Origin of the sequence: Streptomyces rhizosphaerihabitans, assembly GCF_025399795.1 — a bacterium.
Classification (GTDB): domain Bacteria; phylum Actinomycetota; class Actinomycetes; order Streptomycetales; family Streptomycetaceae; genus Streptomyces; species Streptomyces rhizosphaerihabitans.
Genome location: NZ_JAODTZ010000029.1, coordinates 51,894 through 77,369 on the forward strand (window position 1 = coordinate 51,894; position 25,476 = coordinate 77,369).

Here is a 25,476-nt window from a genome sequence, read left to right on the forward strand (position 1 = left end):
GGCGCTCCCGCCCCAGTAGGGTCGACCCCGTGAGTAACGAAGACATCACGCTGACCGCGGGTGACGCGGAGGTGACCGTGGCGCCGGGGAACGGCGGACGGGTCGGGAGTCTGCGGGTCGACGGCGTCGAACTGCTGCGGCAGGGCGCGAAGTTCGGGTGCTTCCCGATGGTCCCGTGGTGCGGGCGGATCCGCGACGGCCGGTTCCTCGACGGCGCCGCCGTCCGGCAGCTGCCGCTCAACTCCCCGCCGCACGCCATCCACGGCACCGCCCGCGACGGTGCCTGGAGGACGGCCCGCGTCACCGCGGACGACGCCGTGATCACGTACGACCTGGTGGACCCCTGGCCGCACCCCGCCCGCGTCACCCAGGCCTTCGCCCTCACCGCGGACGCCCTGACGATCACCATGGCGGTGGAGACGTACGGGGAGTCGTTTCCGGCCCAGATCGGCTGGCACCCCTGGTTCAACAGGAACCTGGGGGACGGCGGCGAGGACGTCCGGGTCGACTTCCGGCCCGGCTGGCAGGAGGAGCGGGGCGACGACCACCTGCCCACCGGCCGTCGCGTCGACCCGAAGCCCGGCCCCTGGGACGACTGCTTCGGCATGCCGGACGGCGTCGACGTCACGCTCACCTGGCCGGGGCGGCTGGAGCTGAAGGTCGGCAGCCGCGAGCAGTGGGCCGTCGTCTACGACGAGCAGGAGGCGGCCGTGTGCGTGGAGCCGCAGACCGGTCCGCCGAACGGGCTCAACACCCACCCCCGCCTGGTCACACCCATCGAGCCCCTCGAAGCCACCACGACCTGGAGCTGGCGGCGCCTCTAAGCTGGCGTGCATGAGTGAAGTACGCGGCGCGCTGCTGCAGCAGATCAAGGACAAGGCCGTGGTGCACGGCAAGGTGACCCTCTCCTCGGGTCTTGAGGCCGACTATTACGTGGACCTGCGCCGGATCACGCTGGACGGCGAGGCCGCCCCGCTCGTCGGACAGGTCCTCCTCGACCTCACCGCAGACCTGGACTTCGACGCGGTCGGCGGGCTGACCATGGGCGCCGACCCGGTCGCCGGGGCCATGCTGCACGCCGCCGCCGCGAGCGGCCGCAGGCTCGACGCCTTCGTCGTCCGCAAGGCCGCCAAGGCGCACGGCCTGCAGCGCCGTGTCGAGGGTCCCGAGATCAAGGGCCGGCGCGTCCTCGTGGTCGAGGACACCTCGACGACGGGCGGCTCCCCGCTGGAGGCCGTCCAGGCCGTCCGGGAGGCCGGAGCCGAGGTCGTCGGCGTCGCCACGATCGTCGACCGCGCGACCGGTGCCGCCGAGAAGATCGAGGCCGGCGCCGGTGTCCCGTACCTCTTCGCCTACTCCAAGGGCGAGTTGGGGCTCGACTGACGAAGCTCCCGCGGGGCCCCGCCGACGGCCGGGTCCCGCATGTCGGATGGGGGTCTGGAGCATCCGGCGATGTCTGGAAAGATGGGGCCGACGATGACGTCGCCCCCCTAGGTCAGGGCCAATAAGCACCAGTCCCGTCGTACGGCAGCAGCAGTACGCAGACCCGCACATACAAGGAGCGGACAGATGCCCATCGCAACCCCCGAGGTCTACAACGAGATGCTCGACCGGGCGAAGGCAGGCAAGTTCGCCTACCCGGCCATCAACGTGACCTCGTCCCAGACCCTGCACGCTGCGCTGCGCGGCTTCGCGGAGGCCGAGAGCGACGGCATCATCCAGATCTCCACCGGTGGTGCGGAGTTCCTCGGCGGTCAGCACAAGAAGGACATGGTGACGGGCGCCGTCGCGCTCGCCGAGTTCGCGCACATCGTCGCCGCGAAGTACGACGTCACGGTGGCGCTGCACACGGACCACTGTCCCAAGGACAAGCTGGACGGCTACGTACGTCCGCTGCTCGACATCTCCGCCGCGCGCGTCGCCAAGGGCGAGAACCCGCTGTTCCAGTCCCACATGTGGGACGGCTCCGCCGAGACCCTCGCCGACAACCTGGCCATCGGCCAGGAGCTGCTCGCCAAGGCCGTCGCCGCGAAGATCATCCTCGAGGTCGAGATCACCCCGACCGGTGGCGAGGAGGACGGCGTCAGCCACGAGATCAACGACGAGCTGTACACGACCGTCGACGACGCCCTGCGCACCGCCGAGGCCCTCGGCCTGGGCGACAAGGGCCGCTACCTGCTCGCCGCGTCGTTCGGCAACGTGCACGGTGTGTACAAGCCGGGCAACGTCGTCCTGCGCCCCGAGCTCCTCAAGGACCTCCAGGAGGGTGTCGCCGCCAAGTACGGCAAGGCGAGCCCGTTCGACTTCGTCTTCCACGGCGGCTCCGGCTCCACCGCCGAGGAGATCGCCACCGCGCTGGAGAACGGCGTCGTGAAGATGAACCTCGACACCGACACCCAGTACGCCTTCACCCGTCCTGTCGTGGACCACATGTTCCGCAACTACGACGCTGTCCTGAAGGTCGACGGCGAGGTCGGCACGAAGTCGAAGTACGACCCGCGCACCTGGGGCAAGCTCGCCGAGGCCGGCATGGCCACGCGTGTGACCGAGGCCTGCGCCGCTCTGCGTTCCACGGGCACCCGCCTCAAGTAGTCACCCGGTGGTCCGCCGGCAGGCTCCTGGTAGTCATGAGGTAGTCCTGAGCTAGTCCTCAGGCGGTCCTTCGGTGGTCCTTCGGCAGTCATCCTTTCGGAAGGGCCCGGCACCCGCCATGGTGCCGGGCCCTTCCGTATGCTCCGAGGTATGGCTGTGCCTGCACGGGACACATCGGATCTCTCGGACGGCAGACCCGCGGTACGGATCGCCTCCCCGACGGGGAAGTGGATCCTGCTGACCACCGTCCTCGGCTCCAGCATGGCCCTGCTGGACTCGACCGTCGTCAATGTCGCTCTGCCGACCATCGGCCGTGACCTGGACGCCAGCCTCTCCGCCCTCCAGTGGACCGTGAACGGCTACATGCTGTCGCTGGCCGGGCTGATCCTGCTGGGCGGCTCGCTCGGGGACCGTTTCGGGCGCCGGAAGGTCTTCGTCATCGGCGTGGTGTGGTTCGCCGCCGCCTCGCTGCTGTGCGGGCTCGCGCCGAACGTGGGCGTGCTCATCGCGGCCCGTGTGCTCCAGGGCGTCGGCGGGGCGCTGCTCACCCCTGGCTCGCTGGCGATCATCCAGGCCTCCTTCCACCCGGACGACCGGGCCCGTGCGATCGGCCTGTGGTCGGGCTTCGGGGGTGTCGGGGCCGCTGTCGGGCCGTTCCTCGGCGGCTGGCTGGTGGACGGGCCCGGCTGGCGCTGGGTCTTCCTGCTGAACATCCCCGTGGCGCTGGTGTGTGCCCCGATCGCCCTGCTGCACGTTCCGGAGTCGGCCGGCGGCACCTCGCGCGCGACCGGAGCCGAGAGCAGGGGAGACAAGCCCCACCGCGGCTTCGACGTCCTCGGCGCCGTCCTCGGCGCGCTCTCCCTCGCCCTGGTGACGTACGCCCTGATCGAGGCCACGAGCGGTTCCGTGCTCGTGTGGGTGGCGGCGGTCGGGGGCGTGGCGGCGGGGGTGGCCTTCGTGTACGTCGAGAAGCGGCGGCCCGATCCGATGATGCCGCTGGACATCTTCGCCTCGCGCCAGTTCACGGCCGTCAACCTGGTGACCCTGTGCGTCTACGCGGCCTTCGGGGGCTTCTTCTTCCTGACCGCGCTCCAGCTCCAGGTCGTGGCGGGCTACTCCGCGCTCCAGGCCGGTACGGCGCTGCTGCCGACCACGGTCTTGATGCTGCTCTTCTCCGCCCGCTCCGGCGAGATCTCCCAGCGCATCGGCCCGCGCATCCCGCTGACCGTCGGACCGCTGCTGTGCGCGGCGGGCATGCTGCTGATGCTGCGGGTCGGCGAGAACGCGTCGTACGTGGCCGACGTACTGCCCGCGCTGCTGGTGATGGGCCTCGGCATGGTGACCCTGGTCGCGCCCCTGACCGCCACCGTCCTGGCCTCCGTGGATGTCGGGCGGGCGGGCCTGGCCAGCGGGATCAACAACGCGGCGGCGCGCGTGGCCGGGCTCCTCGCCGTGGCCGCGCTGCCGCTGCTCACCGGGATGGGAGAGGAGGCGTACCGCTCGGCGGACGCCTTCGACGCCGCCTTCCGCCGGGCGATGCCGCTGTGCGCGGGCGTGCTGGTGGTCGGCGCCGTGCTGGCCTTCACGACCGTACGCCGCCCACCGTCCGGCTGCCTCCGCCCCGAGTGCCACACGCACGGCTCGCTGACGGCGCCCCCGCTGGAGCCGGAGCGCTCCCGGGGTGTCCTCGGGGCCACGGGCTCCAAGGGTTCCAAAGGATCTACGGGCTCCTAGGGCGCCTCGCGCTCCAGCACCGATCCGGCTCCGTGTCCGTCGGTGTCCGTCGGGGTTCTTGGTGTCCGTCGGGTCCGTCAGTGTCTGCCGAGGTCCGTCGTACAGGAGGAACGGGTTGTTCCCCGAGCGCCGTGGGCAACCGTTACCGATCACCGGCGATGCAGCAGACTGGAACCCATGACGATTCACGAGAACCTCCTCGGGGGACCGCCCCCGACCCATCTCCCCGACGACCCGGAGCCGCGCGAGCTCCTCGCGAACGGCACGGCCCCCGCCGATGTCGCCGCCAAGTACCCCACCTCCTCGCTCGCCTGGGCGCAGCTCGCCGACGACGCGTTCGAGCGGGGCAGCGTCGTCGAGTCGTACGCCTACGCCCGTACGGGCTACCACCGCGGGCTGGACGCCCTGCGCCGCAGCGGCTGGAAGGGCCACGGCCCGGTGCCCTGGGAGCACGAGCCGAACCGCGGCTTCCTGCGCGCTCTGCACGCCCTCGCCCGCGCCGCGCAGGTGATCGGTGAGCAGGAGGAGTACGAGCGCTGCAGCCAGTTCCTGAAGGACTCCTCGCCGACGGCGGCCCAGACGCTGGGCTAGCCCGGCCGCCCTGCGGGGGCACTGACGCGGGTCCGCCTGGTGTGACCAGGCGGACCTTGCGGTTTCGGGGGACGATTGTGGAGGATGCCCGGTGGGGACCGGGGCCCCCGTGTCGGTAACGGCAGGGGCGGACCGCTACCCGGAGCACATTGCAGGAGACAGCGATGTCCCACCAGGCTCAGCCCACGCAGGCTCAGGAGCCCGAGACTCCGCATCTCGACTTCCAGGGCACGACGCCGTACGAGGACTACGTACAGGCGGACGTGCTCACCCACCTCCAGCACACCCTCTCCGACGACCCCGGAGAGATGGTCTTCCTGGTGACGACCCAGGTCATGGAGCTGTGGTTCACGGTCATCGTCCACGAGTGGGAGACGGCGGCCAAGGCGCTGCGCGCCGACGACGTCCCCGTCGCGGTGGCCGCGCTGAAGCGGTCCGTACGCGAGCTGGACGCGCTCAACGCGTCCTGGCGCCCGCTCGGACAGCTCACCCCCGCGCAGTTCAACTCCTACCGTTCGGCCCTCGGCGAGGGTTCCGGCTTCCAGTCGGCGATGTACCGGCGCATGGAGTTCCTGCTCGGCGAGAAGTCCGCCTCCATGCTCGTCCCGCACCGGGGCGCGTCGCGGGTGTACGCCGAGCTGGAGAAGGCCCTGCACGAGCCGAGCCTGTACGACGAGGTGCTGCGGCTGCTCGCGCGGCGCGGGCACGCGATCCCGGCCTCCGTGCTGGAGCGTGACGTGTCGAAGCGCTACGAGCCCGCGCCCGAGGTGGAGGCCGCGTGGGCGGCCCTGTACGCCGGTGACGACAGTGACGAGCTCGCGCGGCTCGGCGAGGCACTGACCGATGTCGCCGAGCTGGTGTGGCGCTGGCGCAACGACCACCTCGTCGCCACCCGGCGGGCGATGGGCTCGAAGACCGGCACGGGCGGCTCCGCCGGGGTGGCCTGGCTGGAGAAGCGCGCGCAGAAGAACGTGTTCCCCGAGCTGTGGACGGCGAGGTCCCATGTCTGAGCGAGCCCTTGTGTCCGCGCTGGGCGCGCGGGCGGCGGAACTGGACGCCGCGGACGAACTCGCCGGGCTGCGCGAGCAGTTCGTGCTCGACGACGTGGTCTACCTGGACGGGAACTCGCTCGGCGCGCTGTCGGCCGGGGTCCCCGGCCGGGTCGACGACGTCGTCCGCAGGCAGTGGGGCGAACTCCGCATCCGCTCCTGGGAGGAGAGCGGGTGGTGGACCGCGCCCGAGCGGATCGGCGACCGGATCGCCCCGCTGGTCGGCGCGGCGGCCGGACAGATCGTGGTCGGCGACTCGACCAGCGTGAACGTCTTCAAGGCGCTGGTGGGCGCGGTACGGCTGGCGGGCGAGGGGCGCGACGAGATCCTCGTCGACGCGACGACGTTCCCGACGGACGGGTACATCGCGGCGTCGGCGGCCCGTATGACGGGCTGCGAGCTGCGTCCGGTCGATCCGGACGAGGTGACCTCGGCGCTCGGTTCCCGCACGGCGGCCGTGCTGCTCAACCACGTCGACTACCGCACGGGCCGGCGCTTCGACCTCCCGTCCCTGACGTCCGCGATCCACGCGGCGGGTGCCGTATCGGTGTGGGACCTGTGCCATTCCGCGGGCGCCCTGCCGGTCGGGCTGGACGAGCACGGGGTGGACCTGGCGGTCGGGTGCACCTACAAGTACCTGAACGGCGGCCCGGGTTCGCCCGCGTACCTCTACGTCCGCGCAGGCCTCCAGGACCGCTTCGACTCCCCGCTCCCCGGCTGGAACTCGCACGCGGACCCCTTCGGCATGAGCCCGTCGTACGCACCCGCGTCCGGCGCGCTGCGCGGACGGGTCGGCACGCCGGACATCCTGTCGATGCTGGCCCTGGAAGCGGCGCTGGAGGTGTGGGACGGCGTCTCGATCGACAGCGTCCGCGCCAAGTCGCTCGCGCTGACCGACTTCTTCCTGGAATGTGTCTCCGCGTACGTCCCCGAGGGGCGGGTCGAGTCCGTGACTCCCTCCGCCCACGCGGAACGGGGCAGCCAGGTGGCCCTGCGCTGCGCGGACGCGGGCGCCGTGATGAAGTGCCTGATCGACAACGGCGTCGTAGGCGACTTCCGCCACCCGGACATCCTCCGCTTCGGCTTCACCCCCCTGTACGTCGGCTTCGCCGACACGGAGAGGGCGGCACGGGTACTGGCGGAGACCTTGAGCTGACCGGGGGTCGATCCGGCCGATCCGGTCGATCCGGCCCTCGGGGCGCAGCTCAGCTTTCCGCTTCAGGGGGCAGAGTCCAGCTCCTCCGGCTTCCGGTCGAGGGCAGAGTCCAGTCCCTCCGGCTTCCGGCCGGAGGGACAGGATTCAGCCCCTCCGGCGTTTGAGGAGCGGGGTCCGGGGCGGAGCCCCGGGGACGATGGGGGTCCCCTGGTCGAGCGAAGCCGAGACCTTGGGGGAGGGTAGGGGCGGAGGGGGCAAATCCCTCTGGCCCCACCCGGTACCGCCGGGTGCTGGCGGCGCCCGGTAACGCCGGGTGCCGTCCGCCGAATCCGTTTCACCGCTGAGAGGTCGGAGCATGCAGGACGACACCGCATCCCGGGACGGCGACGACGCCGCGGCGCAGCACCGCCCGGGCGCACAGCGCGAAGGTGCGCGGCACGATGGTGCGCCTCGGGACGGTGCAGCCGAGCGCGACGCCGCCATCGCGCGTGACGCCGCCGAAGAGGCGTCCGCCTTCTCGCACCCGGCCGTGGACCCCGACGTCACCATGGCGTACGGCGACCACCCCGACCAGGTGATCGACTTCTACGCCCCGCGTGAGCCCGACCCGGCGGTCCCCACCCCTCTCGTGGTCGTCCTGCACGGCGGCGCCTGGCGCGCCCCGTACGACCGTCGTCACATCACCCCGTTCGCCGACTTCCTGACCCGCCGCGGATTCGCCGTGGCGAACGTCGAGTACCGCCGCGGCGAGGCGACGCCACCCGTCCCGGGCGGCCCCACGATCCCCGCGCAGGCCGGTCCCGCGGCCCCCGGACCGGACGGCGCGGCCTCTTCCGGGGCCGACGGATCCGGCGACCGAGGCGATGACAGGACTCAGGGCGGCAGCGGCGGCGACACCGGCGCCGGAACTCCGGTCGCCGGCCGGTGGCCCGACACCTTCGACGACGTGGCCGCCGCGCTCGACGCGCTGCCCGCCCTCGTACGCGCGGCGCTCCCGGAGGCCGACCCCCTCCGCATGGTGATCACCGGCCACTCGGCGGGCGGTCACCTGGCCCTGTGGGCAGCGGCCCGCCACCTGCTGCCCGCCGACGCGCCCTGGCACATCGACCGCCCCGCACCCCTGCGCGGCGTCGTCGCCCTCGCCCCGATCGCTGATTTCGAGGTCGCGGAGCAGCTCGACGTCTGCGGTGGAGCGTCCCGCCAACTCCTGGGTGGGGAAGCCACGTTCGCGGAACGCCTGCCGTACGCCGACCCTGTGCGGCTGCTCCCCACCGGTATCGCCACCACGCTCGTCCAGGGCCGCAGCGACATCGTCGTTCCGCAGGCGGTCGCCGAGTCGTACGCGGACGCGGCGGCCAAGGCGGGCGAGGTGGTCGGTCTGACGCTCCTGGAGGACGTCGGCCACTTCCCTCTGATCGACCCGGCCGCCGACGCCTGTGCCGTGGTGGCGGAGGAGATCGCCCAACTGGTCTGGTAGCCGGGCAGCCCACTCGATATCCGAGAGCGCCGAAGTCCCTTGAAAATCAGGGAAGTTGACCTCCTTTCGACCCCCTTTGATCCCCTCTCCTGAACCCCGGTCATACCCGTAGTACCTGAGAGCTACCTCCCGAATGGGGTCCGCAGCGGGACGCGGACGACAGGTGACGATCCGTAATTTCCCTTCCAGCGACGCCCGATGAACGGGCGGACGGGGAGGGACGGACACGATGGATTTCCGTGCGAAGCCGATCGCCGGGGGGAGAGCGGACGTCCCCGAGGATCCGCCACGGGACAGCCCGAGCGCGCCACCCGCGGCAACCGAGGTCCCGTGCCTTCGCGTCGAGGCTCCGCGCCCTCGCGCCGAAGCACCGCGCCTCCGTGCTGGAGGCGGGTTCGCCCGTCGGCTGCGCCGGACGCTGCTCGCCGCGCTCGTCATGGCGGCGGTCGTCGTCCCCGTGTCCGCCGCCGCCCACCCGGAGATCCCCGCGCCGGAACCAGCGGTCCTCGCACCGCTGACGGCGTCGACCTTGGCGAAGGCGTACGAGGCGAACCGGGCCGATGCCGCGGAGGCGGCCCGGATGGCCGCGGACCACGGCGACCGCACTCGGGCCACCGCCGACCGCGCCATGGCGGCCTCCTCCCGCCGCTTCCTTTCCTTCGACGGCCGGGGACCCGGCCGGGCCGTCGAGGTCTTCGGCGACCTCGCCCACGCCGACCGCGTGGCCGTCCTGGTCCCGGGTTCGGACACCACGCTGGAGACGTACGACCGGTTCCGCGCCGGCGCCGTCGCCCTGCACGACCGACTCGGCCCGCGCGGCGCCGTCCTCGCCTGGCTCGGCTACGAGACACCGGGCACCGTGAGCACCACGGTCCTGACGACGGACCGCGCGGAGCAGGCGGCCCACCTCCTGCGGGCGTTTCTGCGCCAACTGCGCGGTGTCGTCGGCCGGTCGGCGCATCTGTCCCTGCTGTGCCACTCGTACGGCACGGTGGTCTGCGGCCGCGCGGCCCCGGGCCTGGACGTGAGTGACATCGTCGTAGTCGGCAGTCCGGGCACCGGAGCGTCCTCCGCCGCCGCGCTGCGCACCTCCGCCCGCGTCTGGGCCGCCCGCGGCTCCGCCGACTGGATCGCGCACGTCCCGCACGCGAGCGTCGGCCTCTTCGGTACGACCGTCGGCTTCGGCCCCGACCCGGTGTCCCCGTCCTTCGGCGCCCAGGTCTTCCAGGCGGGCGCCGGCGGCCACAGCGACTACTTCGCACCGGGCTCGGTGTCCCTGGCCAACCTCGCCCGCATCGTCCTCGGCGACACCTCGGAGGTGACCCGTGCGTGACCTGACCGGCACGACCGCCCTGACCGGCGTACGGACCGCGATCCACCGCATCGACCGTGCCACCCCCGTCGAGCGGGACCGCGCCGTCGACGCCCTGCGCGCCCTCGCGATCCTGGGCGTCGTCCTGGGCCACTGGCTGGTGACGGCGCTGGTCGCGGACGGCGGCGCGCTGCATACGGCGAGCCCGTTGCAGCACATGCGCTGGCTGACCCCGATCTCCTGGGTCTTCCAGACGCTCGCCGTGTTCTTCCTGGTGGGCGGTCATGTGGCGACGAAGAGCTACACGTCGGCGCAGGCGCGCGGCACGACGTACGGACAGTGGCTGCGCGCCCGGACGGGCCGTCTTCTGAGGCCGGTGGCGGCGGTGCTGGCGCTCTGGGGGGTGGCGACGGCCTGCCTGCTGGTGTCCGGCGCGGACTTCGGCACGGTGCGCACGCTGGTGAAGCTGGCGCTGTCCCCGCTCTGGTTCCTGGTGGTCTTCGCCGGACTGACAGCGGCGACACCGCTGGTGACCCGCCTCAACCCGCTGTGGCCGCTGGCCGTCGTCCTCCATGTGGACGTCATCCGCTTCGGCTTCGGAGGCCCGGCGTGGCTCGGCTGGGTGAACCTCGCGGCGGGCTGGCTGGTGCCGTACGCCCTGGGCGCGGCCTGGACACGCGGCGAGCTGGAGCGGCGGCGCGCGGGCTGGGTACTGTTCGGCGGCGGCGCGGTGGCGACGGCTGTGCTGGTGACGTGGGCGGGTTATCCGGCGTCCATGGTCGGCATACCGGGGGCTGCCGTCTCCAACCTCGACCCGCCGACGCTGGCCGCGGTCACCTTCGGACTGGCCCAGTGCGGACTCGCCCTGCTGCTGCGCGAGCCGCTGCGCCGGGGGATGCGGCGCCCCGCTGTCTGGGCGGGCACAGCCTTCGTCAACCTCTCCGCGATGACGATATTCCTCTGGCACCAGACGTCCCTGATGGCGGTGACCGCCCTCGGCCTGCTCGCGGGCCGGCTTCCCGGCCTGCACACCACCCCCGACTCCCTGGCGTGGGTGGCCGCGAGAGTCGCCTGGCTGCCCGTCTTCCTCTGCGCCCTCGCCCTGTGCTGGTGCGCCTTCAGCATCCACGAGCGGGGACCCCGTCGTCCCACCGGCCGCCCGTCCCGAGTCGTCCGCGTCCACCGAGGCCGCGGCCCGGCCACACCCGAGGCGGCGCCCCGTGCCTAGGCTTGACGACGTGACCAGCGAGGAGCACCGGCCCCCGAACAGTGAGCCCGCCAAGCTCCCTGACGACCCATCACGCCCGCCCGGGACACCCGCTTCCACCACCGGGCCTGGCAATTCCGCCACCACCGTACCCATGAGCCGGGCCCCCCGCGGTACCCGCGTACAGGTACTCGCCCGGTCCCCTTTCCCGTTCCTGCGGGGGATCCTGGCCGAGCTCGCGGTGCCGGCGGCCGCGCCGCTGCCGCCGTTGTCCCGGCCCCGTTGGCTGCGCCGGCTGCCGCATGTCGTGGTGTGCGTGATCGCGCTCGGGCTCGGGCTGGCGGCCATGGACGAGCTGAGCGACGGCTATCGACTGGGTTTCCCGCTGGGCACGGTGAGCGGCATCGCGCTGGGCGCGGCGATCGTGCTCGCGCTGTGGCGTCCCGTGCCGGCCTGGTGGCTGTCGCTCGGCGCCACCGTGGTCGCCGCCGCCGCTGCCCGCTCGGACATGGTGGCGGCCGTCCCGGGACCGATGCCGGGACCGGGACCTGACTGGCCGTGGAGCACGCCCGCGATCATGGCGCAGGCCTTCGTGCTCTTCCTGCTCGCCCTGCGGCTGCCCACGCGCGTCGCAGTCGGCGCGCTGTCCCTGACCTGTCTGGCCACCTATGTGCTGCAGGGCCTGGTCGGCGGACCGTCGTACCCTCCGACGGCGATGTTCCCCGGACCGTCGTACCCTCCGACGGCGATGTTCCCCGGACCGTCGTATCACTCGACGGGAGCGCTCGCGGTCGTCGTCTTCGCCGCCGTCGTTCTTCTCGGCACAGCGCTGCGCGGTCGCCGTGAGGCCCGCACCCAACTGGTCGAGCAGGCTTCGCTGACCGAGGAGGAGCGAGCCCGCCGCACGGTCCTGGAGGAGCGCAGCCGTATCGCGCGTGAGCTCCATGACGTGGTCGCGCACCACATGTCGGTGATTTCCATTCAGGCGCAGGTCGCCCCGCACCTGGTCGAGAATCCGACCGAGGAATTGAAGGAGAACCTGGAGGGCATCCGGCAGAACGCCCTGGAGGCGCTGACCGAGCTGCGCCGGGTGCTCGGAGTGCTGCGTTCGGAGAATCCGGAGGACCCGTACGGCCTCGGTGCGGGTGCCGGCGTGGCGCCGGACGCCCCGCAGCCCACGCTGGGCCGCCTCGACGCCCTGGTCGAGAACACCCGCGCCGCGGGACTGGACGTGACCACGGAGATCACCGGGGAACAGCTTCCCCTGGCACCGGGCGTCGAGCTGTCGGCCTACCGGATCATCCAGGAGGCACTGAGCAACGCCCTGCGCCATGCGCCGGGTTCCGCGGTCAAGGTGGAGCTCTGGCACTTTCCGCGGGGTCTCCAGGTGAGAGTCGTCAACTCGCGGCCCGAGCGCCCCGCTCCGCCGTCCCCGGGCGCGGGACACGGACTGCTCGGCATGCGTGAGCGCGTCGCGATGCTGGGTGGCACCCTCGTGACCTCAAAGACGTCGTGCGGCGGTTTCGCAGTGGCGGCCTTCCTCCCGGGCAACGGCCCCGCACCCACCGACGACGACGCGCCCACCCACGATGCCGCCCGGACCGACGACACCTTCACCAGCCTCCCAGACGACACCTTCACAGGCCTTCCAGGGGAAGAGACGCCATGACGACCGTGAGCGGCACCATCCGCGTACTGATCGCCGACGACCAGCAGATGGTCCGGCAGGGATTCACCGTGCTGCTCAACACCCACCCGGGCATCGAGGTGATCGGCCAGGCCGTCGACGGACTCGACGCGATTCTCAAGGTCGCCGAACTCGCCCCGGACGTCGTCCTGATGGACATCCGCATGCCCGAACTCGGCGGTATCGAGGCGACCCGCCGCATCACCACCGACACGCCGCACATCAAAGTCCTGGTACTCACCACCTTCGACCTCGACGAGTACGTCTACGAAGCTCTCCGCGCCGGCGCCTCCGGCTTCCTCCTCAAGGACGCCTCGGCCGATCAACTCGCGGAGGCGGTCCGCGTCGTAGCGGCCGGCGACGCCCTCCTCGCCCCCGGCATCACCCGCCGCCTCATCGCCGAGTTCTCCCGCCTCGACTCCACCCCGCGCGCCCCCCTCAAGCAACGCGTCGGCGACCTCACCGAACGCGAAACCGAGGTCCTGGCCCACATCGCCCAGGGCCTCTCCAACGCCGAGATCGCCCAACGCCTGGTGGTGGCCGAGCAGACCGTGAAAACCCACGTCGGCCGCATCCTCGTCAAACTCGGCCTGCGCGACCGCACCCAAGCAGCGGTCTTCGCCTACGAATCGGGCCTGATCCGCCCCACGGGCTACTGACCCACCAGCCCCCGCCAACCCTCACAACCCACGGAGGCACGGAGGCACGGAGGGCACGGAAGGCGTGATGGTCCCGCAGCGCACCCGTGGGCGTGAGGGGGTCCGCGCCCGGCCCCACGCCCCCGCACCTGTCCGCGCCCGGCCCCGCAGGCCCGCACCCGGACGCGAGTGCCCCACCACGGGCAGTCGCCGAGTCCACACCCCGGCCCTACCCGTAGTACCTGAGACGGACCCCCAAGGACCCTCCTCGCAGGTGACGACCCCACCCCCACCGGGCCCTACCGTTTTGAACGTGACCGAGACGACCCAGACGCAGACGATGTCCCCGCCCCCCGGCGGTGCCGGGGCCAAGCCCCGCAGCCCGGAGTACCGCCTCGCGGCGGACGCCGTACGCGGCCTGCGACAGGACATGTTCCACGACGCCTTCGCCTACCGCCCGCTTCGCCGCATGCGCACGGACGGCCCCATCACCCGCCGCCTCCCCGGAACCCTGCGCACGTACGCCGCCTGGACCCCGCACGCGACGGTGGCCGCGGCCGGCCTGCTGGCCATGGCCGCGGGCTCCACCGCCGCCGGCGGCCCCGGCGGCGGCCCGGTCGCGTCTCTGCTGTGCGGGCTCCTCGCCCTGCTCCCGGTCCTGGCGACCCTCGTCCGTCCGATCGGCGCTTTCTGGTTCTCGATCGCGGCGGTCCCGGTCGTCGCCGTGTTCGACGGGGCCTGGGGCGACTGGCCGTGGGCGCCCGGCAGTTTCGTGGCGCACGTCACCGTGCTGACGGTCGTCGCCCTGCGGTCGCGCCCTCGCGTCGCGGCCTGGATGTGGCTGCTGACCGCGGCGTACGGCCTGATGGCCGAGACGCTCTTCGGCGGGGGCTACTACACCGCCACCACGTTCCCGCTCCTCTTCGTCTCCGCGCTCGCCCTTCTGATCGTCTCGGTTCTGAACATCCGCAGGGAAGCCGTGCAGGAAGTGACGGCCCACCAGTCGGAGACGGCCCAGGAGCGTTCCAAGCGCACGCTGCTCGAAGAGCGCACGACGATCGCCCGCGAGTTGCACGATGTGGTGGCGCACCACATGTCGGTTGTCGCCATCCAGGCGGAGGCGGCGCCCTACCGGGTGGAGAATCCGCCCCCGGAGCTGGAGCAGGCCTTCGTCACGATCCGGGAGAACGCGGTGGCGGCGCTGACCGAGCTGCGCCGTGTGCTGGGCGTGGTCAGAGCCGAGGACTACGAGGCTCCGGACGCACCGCAGCCCACTCTCGCCGATCTGGACGCGCTCCTCGCCAACGTGCGGGACGCGGGTCTGACCGTGGAGAAGGCGGTCACCGGCGCGGTGCGCGAGCTTCCGCAGGGCGTCGAGCTGTCGGCGTACCGGATAGTCCAGGAGGCTCTCAGCAACACCCTGCGCCACGCGCCGGGAGCGTCGGCCCGCGTCGAGATCGGTTATGTCCTCGGCGGGCTCGGCCTGCGCATAGTCAACGGCCCCGCGCCGGTGACGACTCTGGAGAAGTCCACGCACGGCGCGGGGCACGGCATCACGGGCATGCGCGAGCGGGTCACGATGCTGGACGGTGAGATGACGACGGGCGTCATGGACGACGGAGGGTACGAGGTGGCGGTGTTCCTGCCGGTGCGGTCGGGGGAGGAGACCGGATGACGGGCGGCACGGGCCGCGCGATCCGCGTACTGATCGCCGACGACCAGATGATGGTCCGCGAGGGCTTCTCCGTGCTGCTCGGCGCGATGCCGGACATCGAGGTGGTCGGTGAGGCGGTCAACGGCCGGGAGGCGGTCGACCGGGTCCGTGAACTGCAACCGGACGTCGTGCTGATGGACATCCGCATGCCGGAGATGAACGGGATCGACGCGACCCGGGAGATCGTCGCCGCGGACGGTGCCGCGAAGGTGCTGGTGCTGACGACGTTCGATCTCGACGAGTACGTGTATCAGGCGCTGCGGGCAGGGGCGTCCGGGTTCCTGCTCAAGGATGCCTCGGCCCGCCAGCTCGCCGACGGGGTGAGGGTGGTGTCGGCCGGGGAGGCGCTGCTCGCCCCCTCGGTCACCAGGCGGCTGATCACGGAGTTCTCCAAGCTCGCGGACGCGCCCCGGCTGTCGGCGACGGCGCACGCGGCGTACGGGGATCTGACCGATCGGGAGACGGAGGTGCTGGTGCTGATCGCGCAGGGGCTGTCGAACGCGGAGATCGCCGCGCGGCTCGTCGTCGCGGAGTCGACGATCAAGACCCATGTGAGCCGCATCCTGGTGAAGCTGGGCCTGCGGGACCGGACGCAGGCGGCTGTGTTCGCGTACGAGGCGCGCCTGGTCACCCCGAGGTGATCCTGGCAGGGCTGGTCACATCCCGGTGGCCGTGGCACGGAGAGGCGCACGGGGCGACGGGCGGGAGCCGGCCCTGCCGGGGTGACCGGGAGGGGGAGGCGGCGGCCCGTTGTCCAGGACGGCCCTGTTCAGCGGGGGGTGGGTCGGGCTAGCGTCCGTTCATGGCAGCTTTGGAGAGTTCGCGGGCCTTCGACCCGTGGGATCCGGCGTTCGTGGCGGACCCGTACCCGGCGTACGAGGAACTGCGTGCACGAGGCCGGGTGCACTACTACGAGCCGACGAACCAGTGGCTGGTGCCGCACCACGCGGATGTGTCGGCGCTGCTGCGGGACCGCCGACTGGGCCGGACGTATCAGCACCGGTTCACGCACGAGGACTTCGGGCGGACCGCGCCGCCGCCGGAGCATGAGCCGTTCCATGTGCTCAACGATCACGGGATGCTCGATCTGGAGCCTCCGGACCACACGCGGATCCGGCGGCTGGTGTCGAAGGCGTTCACGCCGCGCACGGTGGAGCGGCTGAAGCCGTATGTGGAGGGCCTGGCGGGTGAGCTGGTCGACCGGCTGGTGGAGGCGGGCGGCGGGGATCTGCTGACCGATGTGGCGGAGCCACTGCCGGTGTCGGTGATCGCGGAGATGCTGGGTGTCCCGGAGTCCGAACGGGCACCGTTGCGGCCCTGGTCGGCGGACATCTGCGGTATGTACGAACTGAACCCGTCCGAGGAGGTGGCGCGGAAGGCGGTGCGGGCGTCGGTGGAGTTCACCGAGTACCTGCGAGGGCTGATCGAGGCCCGCCGCAAGGAGCCGGCGGACGATCTGATCTCGGGGCTCATCGCGGCGCACGACGAGGGCGACCGGCTCACCGAGCAGGAGATGATCTCCACCTGCGTGCTGCTGCTCAACGCGGGGCACGAGGCGACGGTCAACTCGACGGTGACCGGTTGGTGGACCCTGTTCCGGCATCCCGGGCAGCTGGCGGCGCTGCGCGCGGACCACGCCCTGATCCCCACGGCGGTGGAGGAGCTGATGCGCTACGACACCCCGCTCCAGCTGTTCGAGCGCTGGGTGCTGGACGACATCGAGATCGACGGGACGACGGTCCCTCGGGGCGCGGAGATCGCGATGCTCTTCGGTTCCGCGAACCGTGACGCCGAGGTGTTCGCGGACCCGGAGAGGTTGGACCTGTCCCGGGCGGAGAACCCGCACATCTCCTTCAGCGCGGGTATCCACTACTGCATCGGCGCTCCGCTGGCCCGGCTCGAACTGGCGGCGTCCATGAGCGCGCTCCTGACCAAGGCCCCCGCTCTCCGGCTCACCGAGGAACCGGTCCGCAAACCGAACTTCGTGATCCGCGGACTGGAGGGCCTGTCGGTCGAGGTCTGACAGCCGTCGCGGACCCCTGCCCGGCGGCGCGACCTCTCCTGCCGCCGGGCCGCGCCACCTTTTGCCCCGCCTGCCACCTCGTCAGGCCGCCTGTCTGCCACCTGTTTTTTAGGCCCCCTGCCTGCCACCTCGTCAGGCCGCGCGGTCTGTCATCCCGTCAGGCCGCGTCGGGCCTTACGTCGTCAGGTCGCGGCGGCGCAGGGCCGTCAGTCCTGCCGCTGTCAGGGCCGCTGCGATCCCGGTGAGGACGAGCACCGGTGTCCAGGCCATGGTGCCGCCCGGCAGCTTCGGGAGGTGGCCGAAGGGGGAGAGGTCCATGACGGTCTGGGGGATGTTCAGGGCGGGCCCGATCCAGCCGAGGAGGAGGGCGAGGCCCGCCGCGGCCCAGGCACCGGGGGCGAGCCGGGGCGAGAGGCCGTAGAGCAGGACGGCGACACCGCCCAGGGTCCAGATCGCCGGGACCTGGACCAGGCAGGCTCCGAGGACGGCGCCGAGTTCGGAGCCGTAGCCGAGAGCGAGGCCGAGTCCGCCGAGCAGCATGATCAGGCTTGCGCCGCCGAAGGCGAGGACGAGGTGTCCGCCGGCCCAGCGCAGCCGCCCGACGGCGGCGGCGAGCAGGGGTTCGGCGCGCTGCGAGGTCTCCTCGCCGTGCAGCCGGAGCACGGAGGAGACGATGTAGAGGGCGGCGACCATGCCCAGCATGTTCACCATGGCGGCGAGGAACGCGTCGGTGATGCCGGCCTGTCCACCCATCCGCTCGATGATCTCGCGGGTCTTGGCATTGCCGCCGACCAGGTCAGCGGCCCCCTTCGTGATGCCGCCGAACGCGGCGCCCGCGGCGAGGAAGCCGAGGCTCCAGCCGAGGACGGCGCCGCGTTGCAGCCGCCAGGCCAGTGCTTCGGCGGTGCCGAGGCGGCCGGTCGCGGGCCCCGGCCGGGTGGGCAGGAAGCTCATGCCGACATCCCGCCGCCCGGCGAGTGCGTAGGCGGCGGCACCCTGTGCGGCGACGGCCGCGACGAACAGCAGCAGGACCCACCAGCGTTCGTCCGCGAAGGCGCGGAGGTTCTCCAGCCAGCCCAGAGGGGAGATCCAGGTCAGCAACGACGAGCCGTCGTCGGTCGCCGAGTCGCCCGCCGCCCTGAGGACGAACGCGGCGCCGATCAGCCCGCCCGTCAGCCCCTTGGCGAGCCGTGCGCTCTCCGTCAGCTGGGCGACGATCGCGGCCATGGTCGCGAAGACCATCCCGGTCGCGCCGATCGCGAGCCCCAACGCCAGGGCTCCGGAGCCGCCCTGTCCGGCGAGGCCGCCCGCGATGAGCAGGGCGAGGACGCCGTTGGCGACGAGCGCCGCGAGCAGCGCGGCGGTCAGCGGGGCCCGCCGTCCGACCATCGCGGCGGAGATGAGTTCCTGCCGTCCGCTCTCCTCCTCGTCCCGGGTGTGCCGTACGACGATGATCAGGCTCATGATGGCGGCGAGGACTCCGGCGTAGCTGCCGATGCGCCAGGCGGTGAGTCCGCCGATCGAGTCGCTGAACACTGGCCCGTAGGTGGCGCGCAGGGAGCTGTTGGTGAGCATCTGCCGGGCCAGGGTGGCCCGTTCGGCCGGGGTGCTGTAGACGGTCTTCAGCGAGGCCGGCAGGGAGAGCACCAGCAGACCGGTCACGCCGATCCACAGCGGCATCATCACGCGGTCGCGGCGCAGCGCGAACCTCAGCAGCGTTCCGGTGCCGGCCAGCGGGCGGGAGCCGCCGACGCGTGCGGCGAAGGCGCCGGCGGCCGGGGTGGTCGTGGCGGTCATCGGGCCACCGTCTCTTCGGATCCGTCCGCCCGGCTGTCCGCCTGGACATCCCGCCGGCCGTCCGCCTGGACATCCCGCCGGCCGTCCGGCTGGACGTCCTCCTGGTAGTGCCGCAGGAACAGCTCCTCCAGGGTGGGCGGGGTCGAGGTCAGCGACCGTACGCCGGAGTCGGTCAGCGACCGCAGGACGGCGTTCAGCTTGTCGGTGTCGACGTGGAGCCGGACCCGGCACCGGACTCCGTCCGGCCGGACCCCGGCGTCCTGGCCTTCGAGGTCCTGGACTTCCAGTTCGTGGACCCCGGGCAGGGACGCCAGTCCGTTCGGCGGGCCGGTGAGTTCGGCGGTGACGCTGGTGCGGGTGAGGTGGCGCAGGTCGGCGAGGGAGCCGCTCTCGACGGTCCGGCCCTTGCGGATGATGCTGACGCGGTCGCAGAGTTCCTCGACCTCGCTCAGGATGTGCGAGGACAGCAGGATGGTGCGGCCCCGGTCGCGTTCCTCCCGGACGCACCGCTGGAAGACCTCTTCCATCAGCGGGTCAAGGCCCGAGGTCGGCTCGTCCAGGATGAGCACGTCGACGTCCGAGGCGAAGGCGGCGACGAGGGCGACCTTCTGACGGTTGCCCTTCGAGTAGGTGCGCCCCTTCTTGGTGGGGTCGAGCTCGAAGCGCTCGATCAGATCGGCGCGCCGCGCGGGGTCGAGGCCGCCGGTCCGTCCGCCGTCCTTCCCGCCGCGCCGGGTGCGGCCCCCGTTGTGCAGCCGCCCGTAGAGGTCGATGACCTCGCCGCCGGAGAGGTTGCGCCACAGGGTCACGTCGCCGGGGACGTAGGCGACCCGGCGGTGCAGTTCGACCGCGTCCGTCCAGGGGTCCATGTCCAGCATCCGTGCCGCGCCCGAGTCGGCGCGCAGCAGGCCCAGCAGGACCCGGATGGTGGTGGACTTCCCGGAGCCGTTGGGGCCGAGGAAGCCGTGCACTTCGCCGGCCTCGACCTCCAGGTCGAGGCCGTCCAGTGCGTGCGTCTTGCCGAACGACTTGTGCAGTCCGGCGACGCTGATTGCCGTCGTCATGGTCCAGAACGTACGCTTCTTTCAGAAATTTGTGAAGTTAAGGAAACATGTAAATCCTGGATACACTCGACGGCGACGCGTGAGCTGGGGAGATGATCGACAGATGGCGGAACCGACTGCGGCGGAGCGGGACCCGGAGGCGGTCTCGAAGTTCGTCGAGGGCTTCGCGGCACAGCTCGTCGAGGCCGGGATGCAGCGGATGCCCGCCCGGGTCTTCGCGGCGCTGCTGGCCTCCGACGCCGGTGCCATGACCTCCGCCGAACTCGGCGAGCAGCTTCAGGTCAGCCCTGCGGCCGTCTCCGGCGCGGTGCGCTATCTCGCGCAGCAGCACATGGTCGCGCGCGAGCGCGAACCCGGTTCGCGGCGCGAGCGGTACCGGGTGCACAGCAACCAGTGGTACGAGGCGCTGACCAACCGCGACGCGGTGCTCAAGCGCTGGGAACTCGCCCTGCGCGTCGGCGTCGACTCCCTCGGTTCCACGACTCCCGCCGGGCGCCGGCTCTCCGAGACCCTCGCGTTCTTCGAGTTCATCGACGGCGAGGTCGCCGCGATGATGGAACGCTGGCGTGCCCACCGCGAGACGCTGTACGGCGACGGGTGACGAGCGGGACCGGGCACCCCGGTCCCGTTCCGTCCTGATTCCGTTCCGTCGCGGTGGAACCGGCACGTGGTCTCTTCGGGGTGGACCGCACCCCGTCCCGGCGGGGGGGCACCGGCACCCCGCCCCGTGAGTGTGCCGTCGGCGGGGGCGAATCCCACGCCGTCACCGGCAGGGTGTCGTCGGCGGCGCCAGGCCCCACGCCGTCATCGGCAGGGTGTTGCCGGTGGCGCCAGGCCCCACGCCGTCATCGGCAGGGTGTTGCCGGTGGCGCCAGGCCCCACGCCGTCATCGGCAGGGTGTTGCCGGTGGCGCCAGGGCCCACGCCGTCATCGGCAGGGTGTTGCCGGTGGCGCCAGGCCCCACGCCGTCATCGGCAGGGTGTCATCGGTGGCGCCGGGTGCCGGGCTGTCACCGTCAGTGCGTGGCCGGCAGGGTCAGGCCCCAGGCCGACTCCCGTACGGTCCAGGTCCGGGTCCGGACCGGGCCGCTCACCACGGAGTCCGCGCGGTAGCGGAAGTCGGCGCCGGAGACGGTGACCTTGTGGCCCAGCAGCCGCAGGGGGGAGGACTCGGCCCCCACGGACACCGCGCGGACCTCGATCTCGGCTCCGGTTCCCGATCCGCCCGGTGTCACGGACACGGCTTCCACGGGCTGGTCCAGATCCACCACGCACACCCCGTCGACCTCGATCCGCAGCCGGGAGGGCCCTGGTCCGGGTGCGGAGGCGAGCCGGGACGGCCGGGAGGCGAGGGTCCGTACCAGGGACTGGTAGGTGCGGAGCCAGGGATGTGTGCCTGCCTCGCCGGGCGCTCCCGCGTGCACCGGAGCGGGCGGCCGGGAGGGCAGCGAGGGGATGCGCAGCGCGCCGAGCACCACGCCGTCACTGTCGTCCACGAGCAGGTCGAGCCGTTGCTCGGCCCCGTCGAGGACCGCTCTGGCCGCCGCGACGGCCCCCATCGGCACCCCGAGCGAACGGGACAGCGACAGCACACCGCCCACGGGCACGAAGGACAGCGCGCACGCGGCGAGTTCCCGCCGCCGGTGCAGCAGGGACACCGCCCGCAGCAGGGCACCGTCGTCACCGATGACGACGAGTCGGCGCGTACCCCGGCGGATCAGTGCCCGAGCGAATTCCTCGGGTCCCTCCGGGAGGCACACTTTCGTCGCCGCACCCGCGCTGAGCACGTCTTTCGCGATCCGTACGGACTCGCCGTCCGTTCGCCGGGCGACCGGGTCGATGACCACCAGGAGCTGGTCGGAAGCCGCCACCTCGGTCCTGCCTCGCTTCCTCGGGTAGCATCTTTGTGCAAGAGCCCCTTGCGCCTTTGCGCCAGGGGCTTCGTCTATTCCGGGGCATCCGGTCCGACGGTCGCGGCCAATGGTGGTCGCCGACGTGCGCAGCTGTAGCCAGAACCAGCCGCGTACGTCCCCGACCTTGGACATGCCCCGCCCGGAAGGGGTGTACGCCTGTGCCCGCACTTGTGCTGCTCGGTGCTCAGTGGGGTGACGAAGGCAAGGGAAAGGCCACCGACCTGCTCGGTGGATCCGTGGACTATGTGGTGCGCTACCAGGGCGGCAACAACGCCGGCCATACGGTAGTCGTGGGCGACCAGAAATACGCTCTCCACCTCCTCCCTTCCGGAATCCTCACGCCGGAGTGCACTCCGGTGATCGGCAACGGAGTCGTCATCGACCCGTCCGTCCTGTTCTCCGAGCTGAACGGACTGAACGAGCGCGGCGTCGACACTTCCAAGCTGCTGATCAGCGGAAACGCTCATATCATCACGCCTTACAACGTCACTGTCGACAAGGTGACGGAACGCTTCCTCGGAAAGCGGAAGATCGGGACCACCGGACGCGGTATCGGTCCGACCTACGCGGACAAGATCAACCGCGTCGGCATCCGCATCCAGGACCTCTACGACGAGTCGATCCTCGTCCAGAAGGTCGAAGCGGCGCTGGAGGTCAAGAACCAGCTGCTCACCAAGCTCTACAACCGGCGAGCCATCGAGGCGAGCCAGGTCGTCGAGGAGCTGCTGGGCTACGCGGACCGGCTCAAGCCGTACGTCGCGGACACCGTCCTGATCCTCAACGAGGCGCTGGAGCAGGACAAGGTCGTGCTCTTCGAGGGCGGCCAGGGCACGCTGCTGGACATCGACCACGGTACGTATCCGTTCGTGACGTCGTCCAACCCGACCGCGGGCGGCGCCTGCACGGGCGCCGGCGTCGGCCCGACCAAGATCAGCCGGGTCATCGGCATCCTCAAGGCGTACACGACCCGTGTCGGCTCGGGCCCGTTCCCGACCGAGCTCCTCGACGCCGACGGCGAGGCGCTGCGGCGCATCGGCGGCGAGCGCGGTGTGACGACCGGCCGTGACCGGCGCTGCGGCTGGTTCGACGCGGTCATCGCCCGCTACGCGACCCGCGTGAACGGTCTGACCGACTTCTTCCTCACCAAGCTGGACGTCCTGACCGGCTGGGAGGAGATCCCGGTCTGCGTGGCGTACGAGATCGACGGCAAGCGCGTCGAGGAACTCCCGTACTCCCAGACCGACTTCCACCACGCGAAGCCGATCTACGAGAACCTCCCCGGCTGGTCCGAGGACATCACCAAGGCGAAGACCTTCGCGGACCTCCCGAAGAACGCGCAGGACTACGTGAAGGCGCTGGAGGAGATGTCGGGCGCGCCGATCTCCGCGATCGGCGTCGGACCGGGCCGCACCGAAACGATCGAGATCAACTCGTTCATCTAGCGCGGAGCGGTGTCCGGACCAGGTTCCGGCGCGGTATCCGGAGCGGTGTCCGGATCAGAGTCGGAAGCCGTTTCCGGAAGAGTTGTTCCACGAGTGCGCCCCCGGCCGACATCCGGGGGCGTACCCGTACCTGGGGAGCCGGCCTCAGCGCGAGGTCAGTCTCCACAGGTGGTCGGCGGTGCCGTTGTCGTCCCACTGGAGGACCTGGGCGCCGGTGGAGGTGCTCATGCCGTTCACGCCGAGCAGCAGACCGCTGTTGTAGTTGGCGATCTTGTAGTAGCCGTCACCGGCCGGGATCAGCTGCCAGAGGTGGTCGGCGGTGCCGTTGTCCGCCCAGATCAGCGCGGTCCCTCCGGCCGCCGTGCTCGCGTTCGAGATGCCGAGCAGCAGGCCGCTCGCCTTGCCGGTGATTCTGTAGAGGCCGGATCCGGCGGAGGAGAGGGTCCACGACTGGCCGGCGCCGGTGGAGGACGTGGCCTGGACGACCGCGGTGCCCTGGGCCGTGCCCGCGTTCTGGGTGTCCAGGGCGAGGGCGCTGTTCTTGTTGGTGATCTGGTAGGTCCCGGCGAGCGAGGTGGAGCTGCCGCTGGGGGTGAGGACCAGGTGGTAGCCGTCCGAGGCGTTCATGGCCACGGGCACGGTGACGGCCCCGTTCGAGACCGTGTAGTCGGCCTCCGAGATCGTGTACGGGGCCGCCACGGCCGTGGTGCGGCCCTTGGACGGGGTGTACTCCAGCTTGGCGTGCACCGTGCTGCCGAAGGCGGACAGGGAGCCGAGGCCCTTGACCGTCACGGCGGTCGAACCGGTGCCGCCGCCGAACACGACGCTGATCTGCCGACCGTCCCCGGTGCGGGACGCGGCTCCGTCGATGCCCGTCTGGCCCGGCGGCGTGGTGGGGACCATGCTGCCCGACATGTCGCCGTACCACTTGTAGAGCCAGTACGACCCGTTGGGCGATCCGCCGGTGTCGGTGAGGGTGTCGCCGAGTGTGCCGTAGTGGTTCCAGAAGGCGAGTTCGGCGTCATGGACGCCCACCCGCTCGAACTTGGCGACATAACCGACGAGCGAACCCGGCACACCCACCTCGGTGGGCGTCCCGTACTCCTCGATGGCGATCGGGCGCGCGCTGATGCCCAGGCTGCTTTCCAGGGAGCGGTACGCGGCGACGTGCGCCGCGATGTCCTGGGAGCCCTGGAGCTCGTGCCAGGCGACGATGTCGGGGACGGTGCCGGCGGCCTTGGCGGCCGTGAGGAACGTGTTCATCCAGCTCTGGTTCCACGCCGAGTGGCTGGGACCCTGGATCGGGGTGGTGGTGTCCTTGGTGCGGACCTCCTTGTAGGTGCGCGTCCAACCCGCCCCGAACGTACCGGCGTTCGTGGTGTCCCAGGTCCAGTCGGGTTCGTTCCACAACTCGTAGGCGCGGATGTTGCCGGCCGAGGAGGACTTGACCGACGCGATCTGGGTGTCCACGGCGGACAGCCAGTTGCTCCAACTCACCCATTTGTAGGGGAAGTTCGGGTACCAGTCGGGCATGCGGACGACGACCCCGGCGCCGGCCCGCGCGGCCTTGGACGCCACGGTCAGCGCGTCGCCCCCGGGCGCGGGTTCGCCGTTGGGGAGTTGCGAACCGCCCGGTGCCATCTGTACGAAGGTGTTCGGCTTGAGCGGGGTGACCAGGCTGTCGGCCGGGGTGCTCGCGTCGGCGAGGCCGTACAGACTGCCGCTCGCCACGTGGGTGACCGAGCGGAGGGTCTGGTCGGCGTTCACCACCAGGGTGGTGGCCGTGCTGGGGGCCGCCTGGGCGGCGGGTGCGGTGAACAGGGCGGTGGTGGCGAGGGAGAGCGCCCCCAAGGCGGCCGGCGCACGGAGCCGATGGAATCTGGCGACGACGGGCGCGGAGGCGGTTCCGGCTCTGGTGTCGGGTGCGGGTGCGGGTGCGGGTGCGGGTGCGGGTGCGGTGGCGGTGGCGGTGGCGGTCGAGGGTGCGGTGACGGGTGGGGGCGTGGTGGCTCGTCGCGTCCGGCCTAAGGGGCCGGTGCGGCTCGTGCGGCTCGTACGGCTCGTGCGGCTCATGGAGGAGC

The 25,476-nt window shown here is 71.6% G+C and carries 21 protein-coding genes; 17 read left to right on the forward strand and 4 right to left on the reverse strand.

The window, feature by feature from the left end; translation table 11 throughout:
- Nucleotides 1-29: 29 nt before the first annotated feature.
- The 15 genes from N4G66_RS26520 to N4G66_RS26590 all read left to right on the forward strand — a co-directional run bounded on the left by N4G66_RS26520 (nt 30) and on the right by N4G66_RS26590 (nt 17,180).
- Nucleotides 30-824, forward strand: a complete 795-nt coding sequence (locus N4G66_RS26520; RefSeq protein WP_261706713.1) for an aldose epimerase family protein — start codon at nt 30-32, stop codon at nt 822-824.
- A 10-nt stretch (nt 825-834) separates the two neighbouring features.
- A complete protein-coding gene (gene pyrE, locus N4G66_RS26525; RefSeq protein WP_261706714.1) occupies nt 835-1,383 on the forward strand; it encodes an orotate phosphoribosyltransferase in 549 nt (182 codons plus the stop codon).
- Between the two features lie 186 nt (nt 1,384-1,569).
- Nucleotides 1,570-2,592, forward strand: a complete 1,023-nt coding sequence (gene fbaA, locus N4G66_RS26530) for a class II fructose-bisphosphate aldolase (protein WP_261706715.1) — start codon at nt 1,570-1,572, stop codon at nt 2,590-2,592.
- Between the two features lie 150 nt (nt 2,593-2,742).
- Entirely contained in the window at nt 2,743-4,326 is a 1,584-nt protein-coding gene (locus tag N4G66_RS26535; RefSeq protein WP_261706716.1) for an MFS transporter, read from the forward strand.
- 177 nt (nt 4,327-4,503) lie between these two features.
- Nucleotides 4,504-4,917 carry a DUF3151 domain-containing protein gene (locus tag N4G66_RS26540; protein WP_261706717.1) on the forward strand — a complete coding sequence of 138 codons (414 nt, stop codon included), beginning with the start codon at nt 4,504-4,506 and terminating at the stop codon, nt 4,915-4,917.
- Nucleotides 4,918-5,081: 164 nt separating this feature from the next.
- Nucleotides 5,082-5,927 carry a tryptophan 2,3-dioxygenase family protein gene (locus tag N4G66_RS26545; RefSeq protein WP_261706718.1) on the forward strand — a complete coding sequence of 282 codons (846 nt, stop codon included), beginning with the start codon at nt 5,082-5,084 and terminating at the stop codon, nt 5,925-5,927.
- The gene (gene kynU / locus N4G66_RS26550; protein WP_391858884.1) at nt 5,920-7,122 is read left to right on the forward strand and encodes a kynureninase; all 1,203 of its coding nucleotides are present in this window, start codon (nt 5,920-5,922) and stop codon (nt 7,120-7,122) included. The genes N4G66_RS26545 and kynU overlap by 8 nt, the downstream gene beginning before the upstream one ends.
- 355 nt (nt 7,123-7,477) lie before the next feature.
- Nucleotides 7,478-8,599 (forward strand): alpha/beta hydrolase family protein, encoded by a 1,122-nt coding sequence (locus tag N4G66_RS26555; RefSeq protein ID WP_261706719.1) that lies wholly within the window; start codon nt 7,478-7,480, stop codon nt 8,597-8,599.
- Between the two features lie 436 nt (nt 8,600-9,035).
- The gene (locus tag N4G66_RS26560) at nt 9,036-9,932 is read left to right on the forward strand and encodes an alpha/beta hydrolase family protein (protein WP_261706767.1); all 897 of its coding nucleotides are present in this window, start codon (nt 9,036-9,038) and stop codon (nt 9,930-9,932) included.
- The gene (locus N4G66_RS26565; protein ID WP_261706720.1) at nt 9,925-11,139 is read left to right on the forward strand and encodes an acyltransferase family protein; all 1,215 of its coding nucleotides are present in this window, start codon (nt 9,925-9,927) and stop codon (nt 11,137-11,139) included. Before N4G66_RS26560 ends, N4G66_RS26565 begins: the two co-directional genes overlap by 8 nt.
- Nucleotides 11,140-11,272: 133 nt before the next feature.
- On the forward strand, nt 11,273-12,787 hold the full coding sequence (locus N4G66_RS26570; RefSeq protein WP_261706721.1) for a sensor histidine kinase: 1,515 nt from the start codon (nt 11,273-11,275) through the stop codon (nt 12,785-12,787).
- Nucleotides 12,784-13,464 (forward strand): response regulator transcription factor, encoded by a 681-nt coding sequence (locus N4G66_RS26575; RefSeq protein ID WP_261706722.1) that lies wholly within the window; start codon nt 12,784-12,786, stop codon nt 13,462-13,464. Before N4G66_RS26570 ends, N4G66_RS26575 begins: the two co-directional genes overlap by 4 nt.
- Before the next feature lie 292 nt (nt 13,465-13,756).
- Complete coding sequence (locus N4G66_RS26580; RefSeq protein WP_261706723.1) at nt 13,757-15,118, forward strand: sensor histidine kinase; 1,362 nt, start codon at nt 13,757-13,759, stop codon at nt 15,116-15,118.
- Entirely contained in the window at nt 15,115-15,798 is a 684-nt protein-coding gene (locus tag N4G66_RS26585; protein ID WP_261706724.1) for a response regulator transcription factor, read from the forward strand. Before N4G66_RS26580 ends, N4G66_RS26585 begins: the two co-directional genes overlap by 4 nt.
- A gap of 161 nt (nt 15,799-15,959) precedes the next feature.
- A complete protein-coding gene (locus tag N4G66_RS26590) occupies nt 15,960-17,180 on the forward strand; it encodes a cytochrome P450 (RefSeq protein ID WP_261706725.1) in 1,221 nt (406 codons plus the stop codon).
- A gap of 174 nt (nt 17,181-17,354) precedes the next feature.
- Here N4G66_RS26590 and N4G66_RS26595 read toward each other — a convergent pair whose 3' ends face one another.
- Nucleotides 17,355-18,977, reverse strand: coding sequence for an ABC transporter permease (locus N4G66_RS26595; protein ID WP_261706726.1), 1,623 nt, complete (start codon nt 18,975-18,977; stop codon nt 17,355-17,357).
- Complete coding sequence (locus N4G66_RS26600; RefSeq protein WP_261706727.1) at nt 18,974-20,041, reverse strand: ABC transporter ATP-binding protein; 1,068 nt, start codon at nt 20,039-20,041, stop codon at nt 18,974-18,976. Before N4G66_RS26600 ends, N4G66_RS26595 begins: the two co-directional genes overlap by 4 nt.
- Nucleotides 20,042-20,144: 103 nt before the next feature.
- Here N4G66_RS26600 and N4G66_RS26605 point away from each other — a divergent pair, with 103 nt between their 5' ends.
- Nucleotides 20,145-20,642 (forward strand): GbsR/MarR family transcriptional regulator, encoded by a 498-nt coding sequence (locus N4G66_RS26605; RefSeq protein WP_261706728.1) that lies wholly within the window; start codon nt 20,145-20,147, stop codon nt 20,640-20,642.
- Between the two features lie 414 nt (nt 20,643-21,056).
- On the opposite strand, the gene N4G66_RS26610 is transcribed toward N4G66_RS26605, so the two are convergent.
- Nucleotides 21,057-21,911, reverse strand: a complete 855-nt coding sequence (locus N4G66_RS26610) for a diacylglycerol kinase family protein (RefSeq protein WP_261706729.1) — start codon at nt 21,909-21,911, stop codon at nt 21,057-21,059.
- 200 nt (nt 21,912-22,111) lie between these two features.
- Here N4G66_RS26610 and N4G66_RS26615 point away from each other — a divergent pair, with 200 nt between their 5' ends.
- The gene (locus tag N4G66_RS26615) at nt 22,112-23,395 is read left to right on the forward strand and encodes an adenylosuccinate synthase (RefSeq protein WP_261706730.1); all 1,284 of its coding nucleotides are present in this window, start codon (nt 22,112-22,114) and stop codon (nt 23,393-23,395) included.
- 144 nt (nt 23,396-23,539) lie between these two features.
- On the opposite strand, the gene N4G66_RS26620 is transcribed toward N4G66_RS26615, so the two are convergent.
- Nucleotides 23,540-25,468 (reverse strand): RICIN domain-containing protein, encoded by a 1,929-nt coding sequence (locus N4G66_RS26620; protein WP_261706731.1) that lies wholly within the window; start codon nt 25,466-25,468, stop codon nt 23,540-23,542.
- Nucleotides 25,469-25,476: the final 8 nt, after the last annotated feature.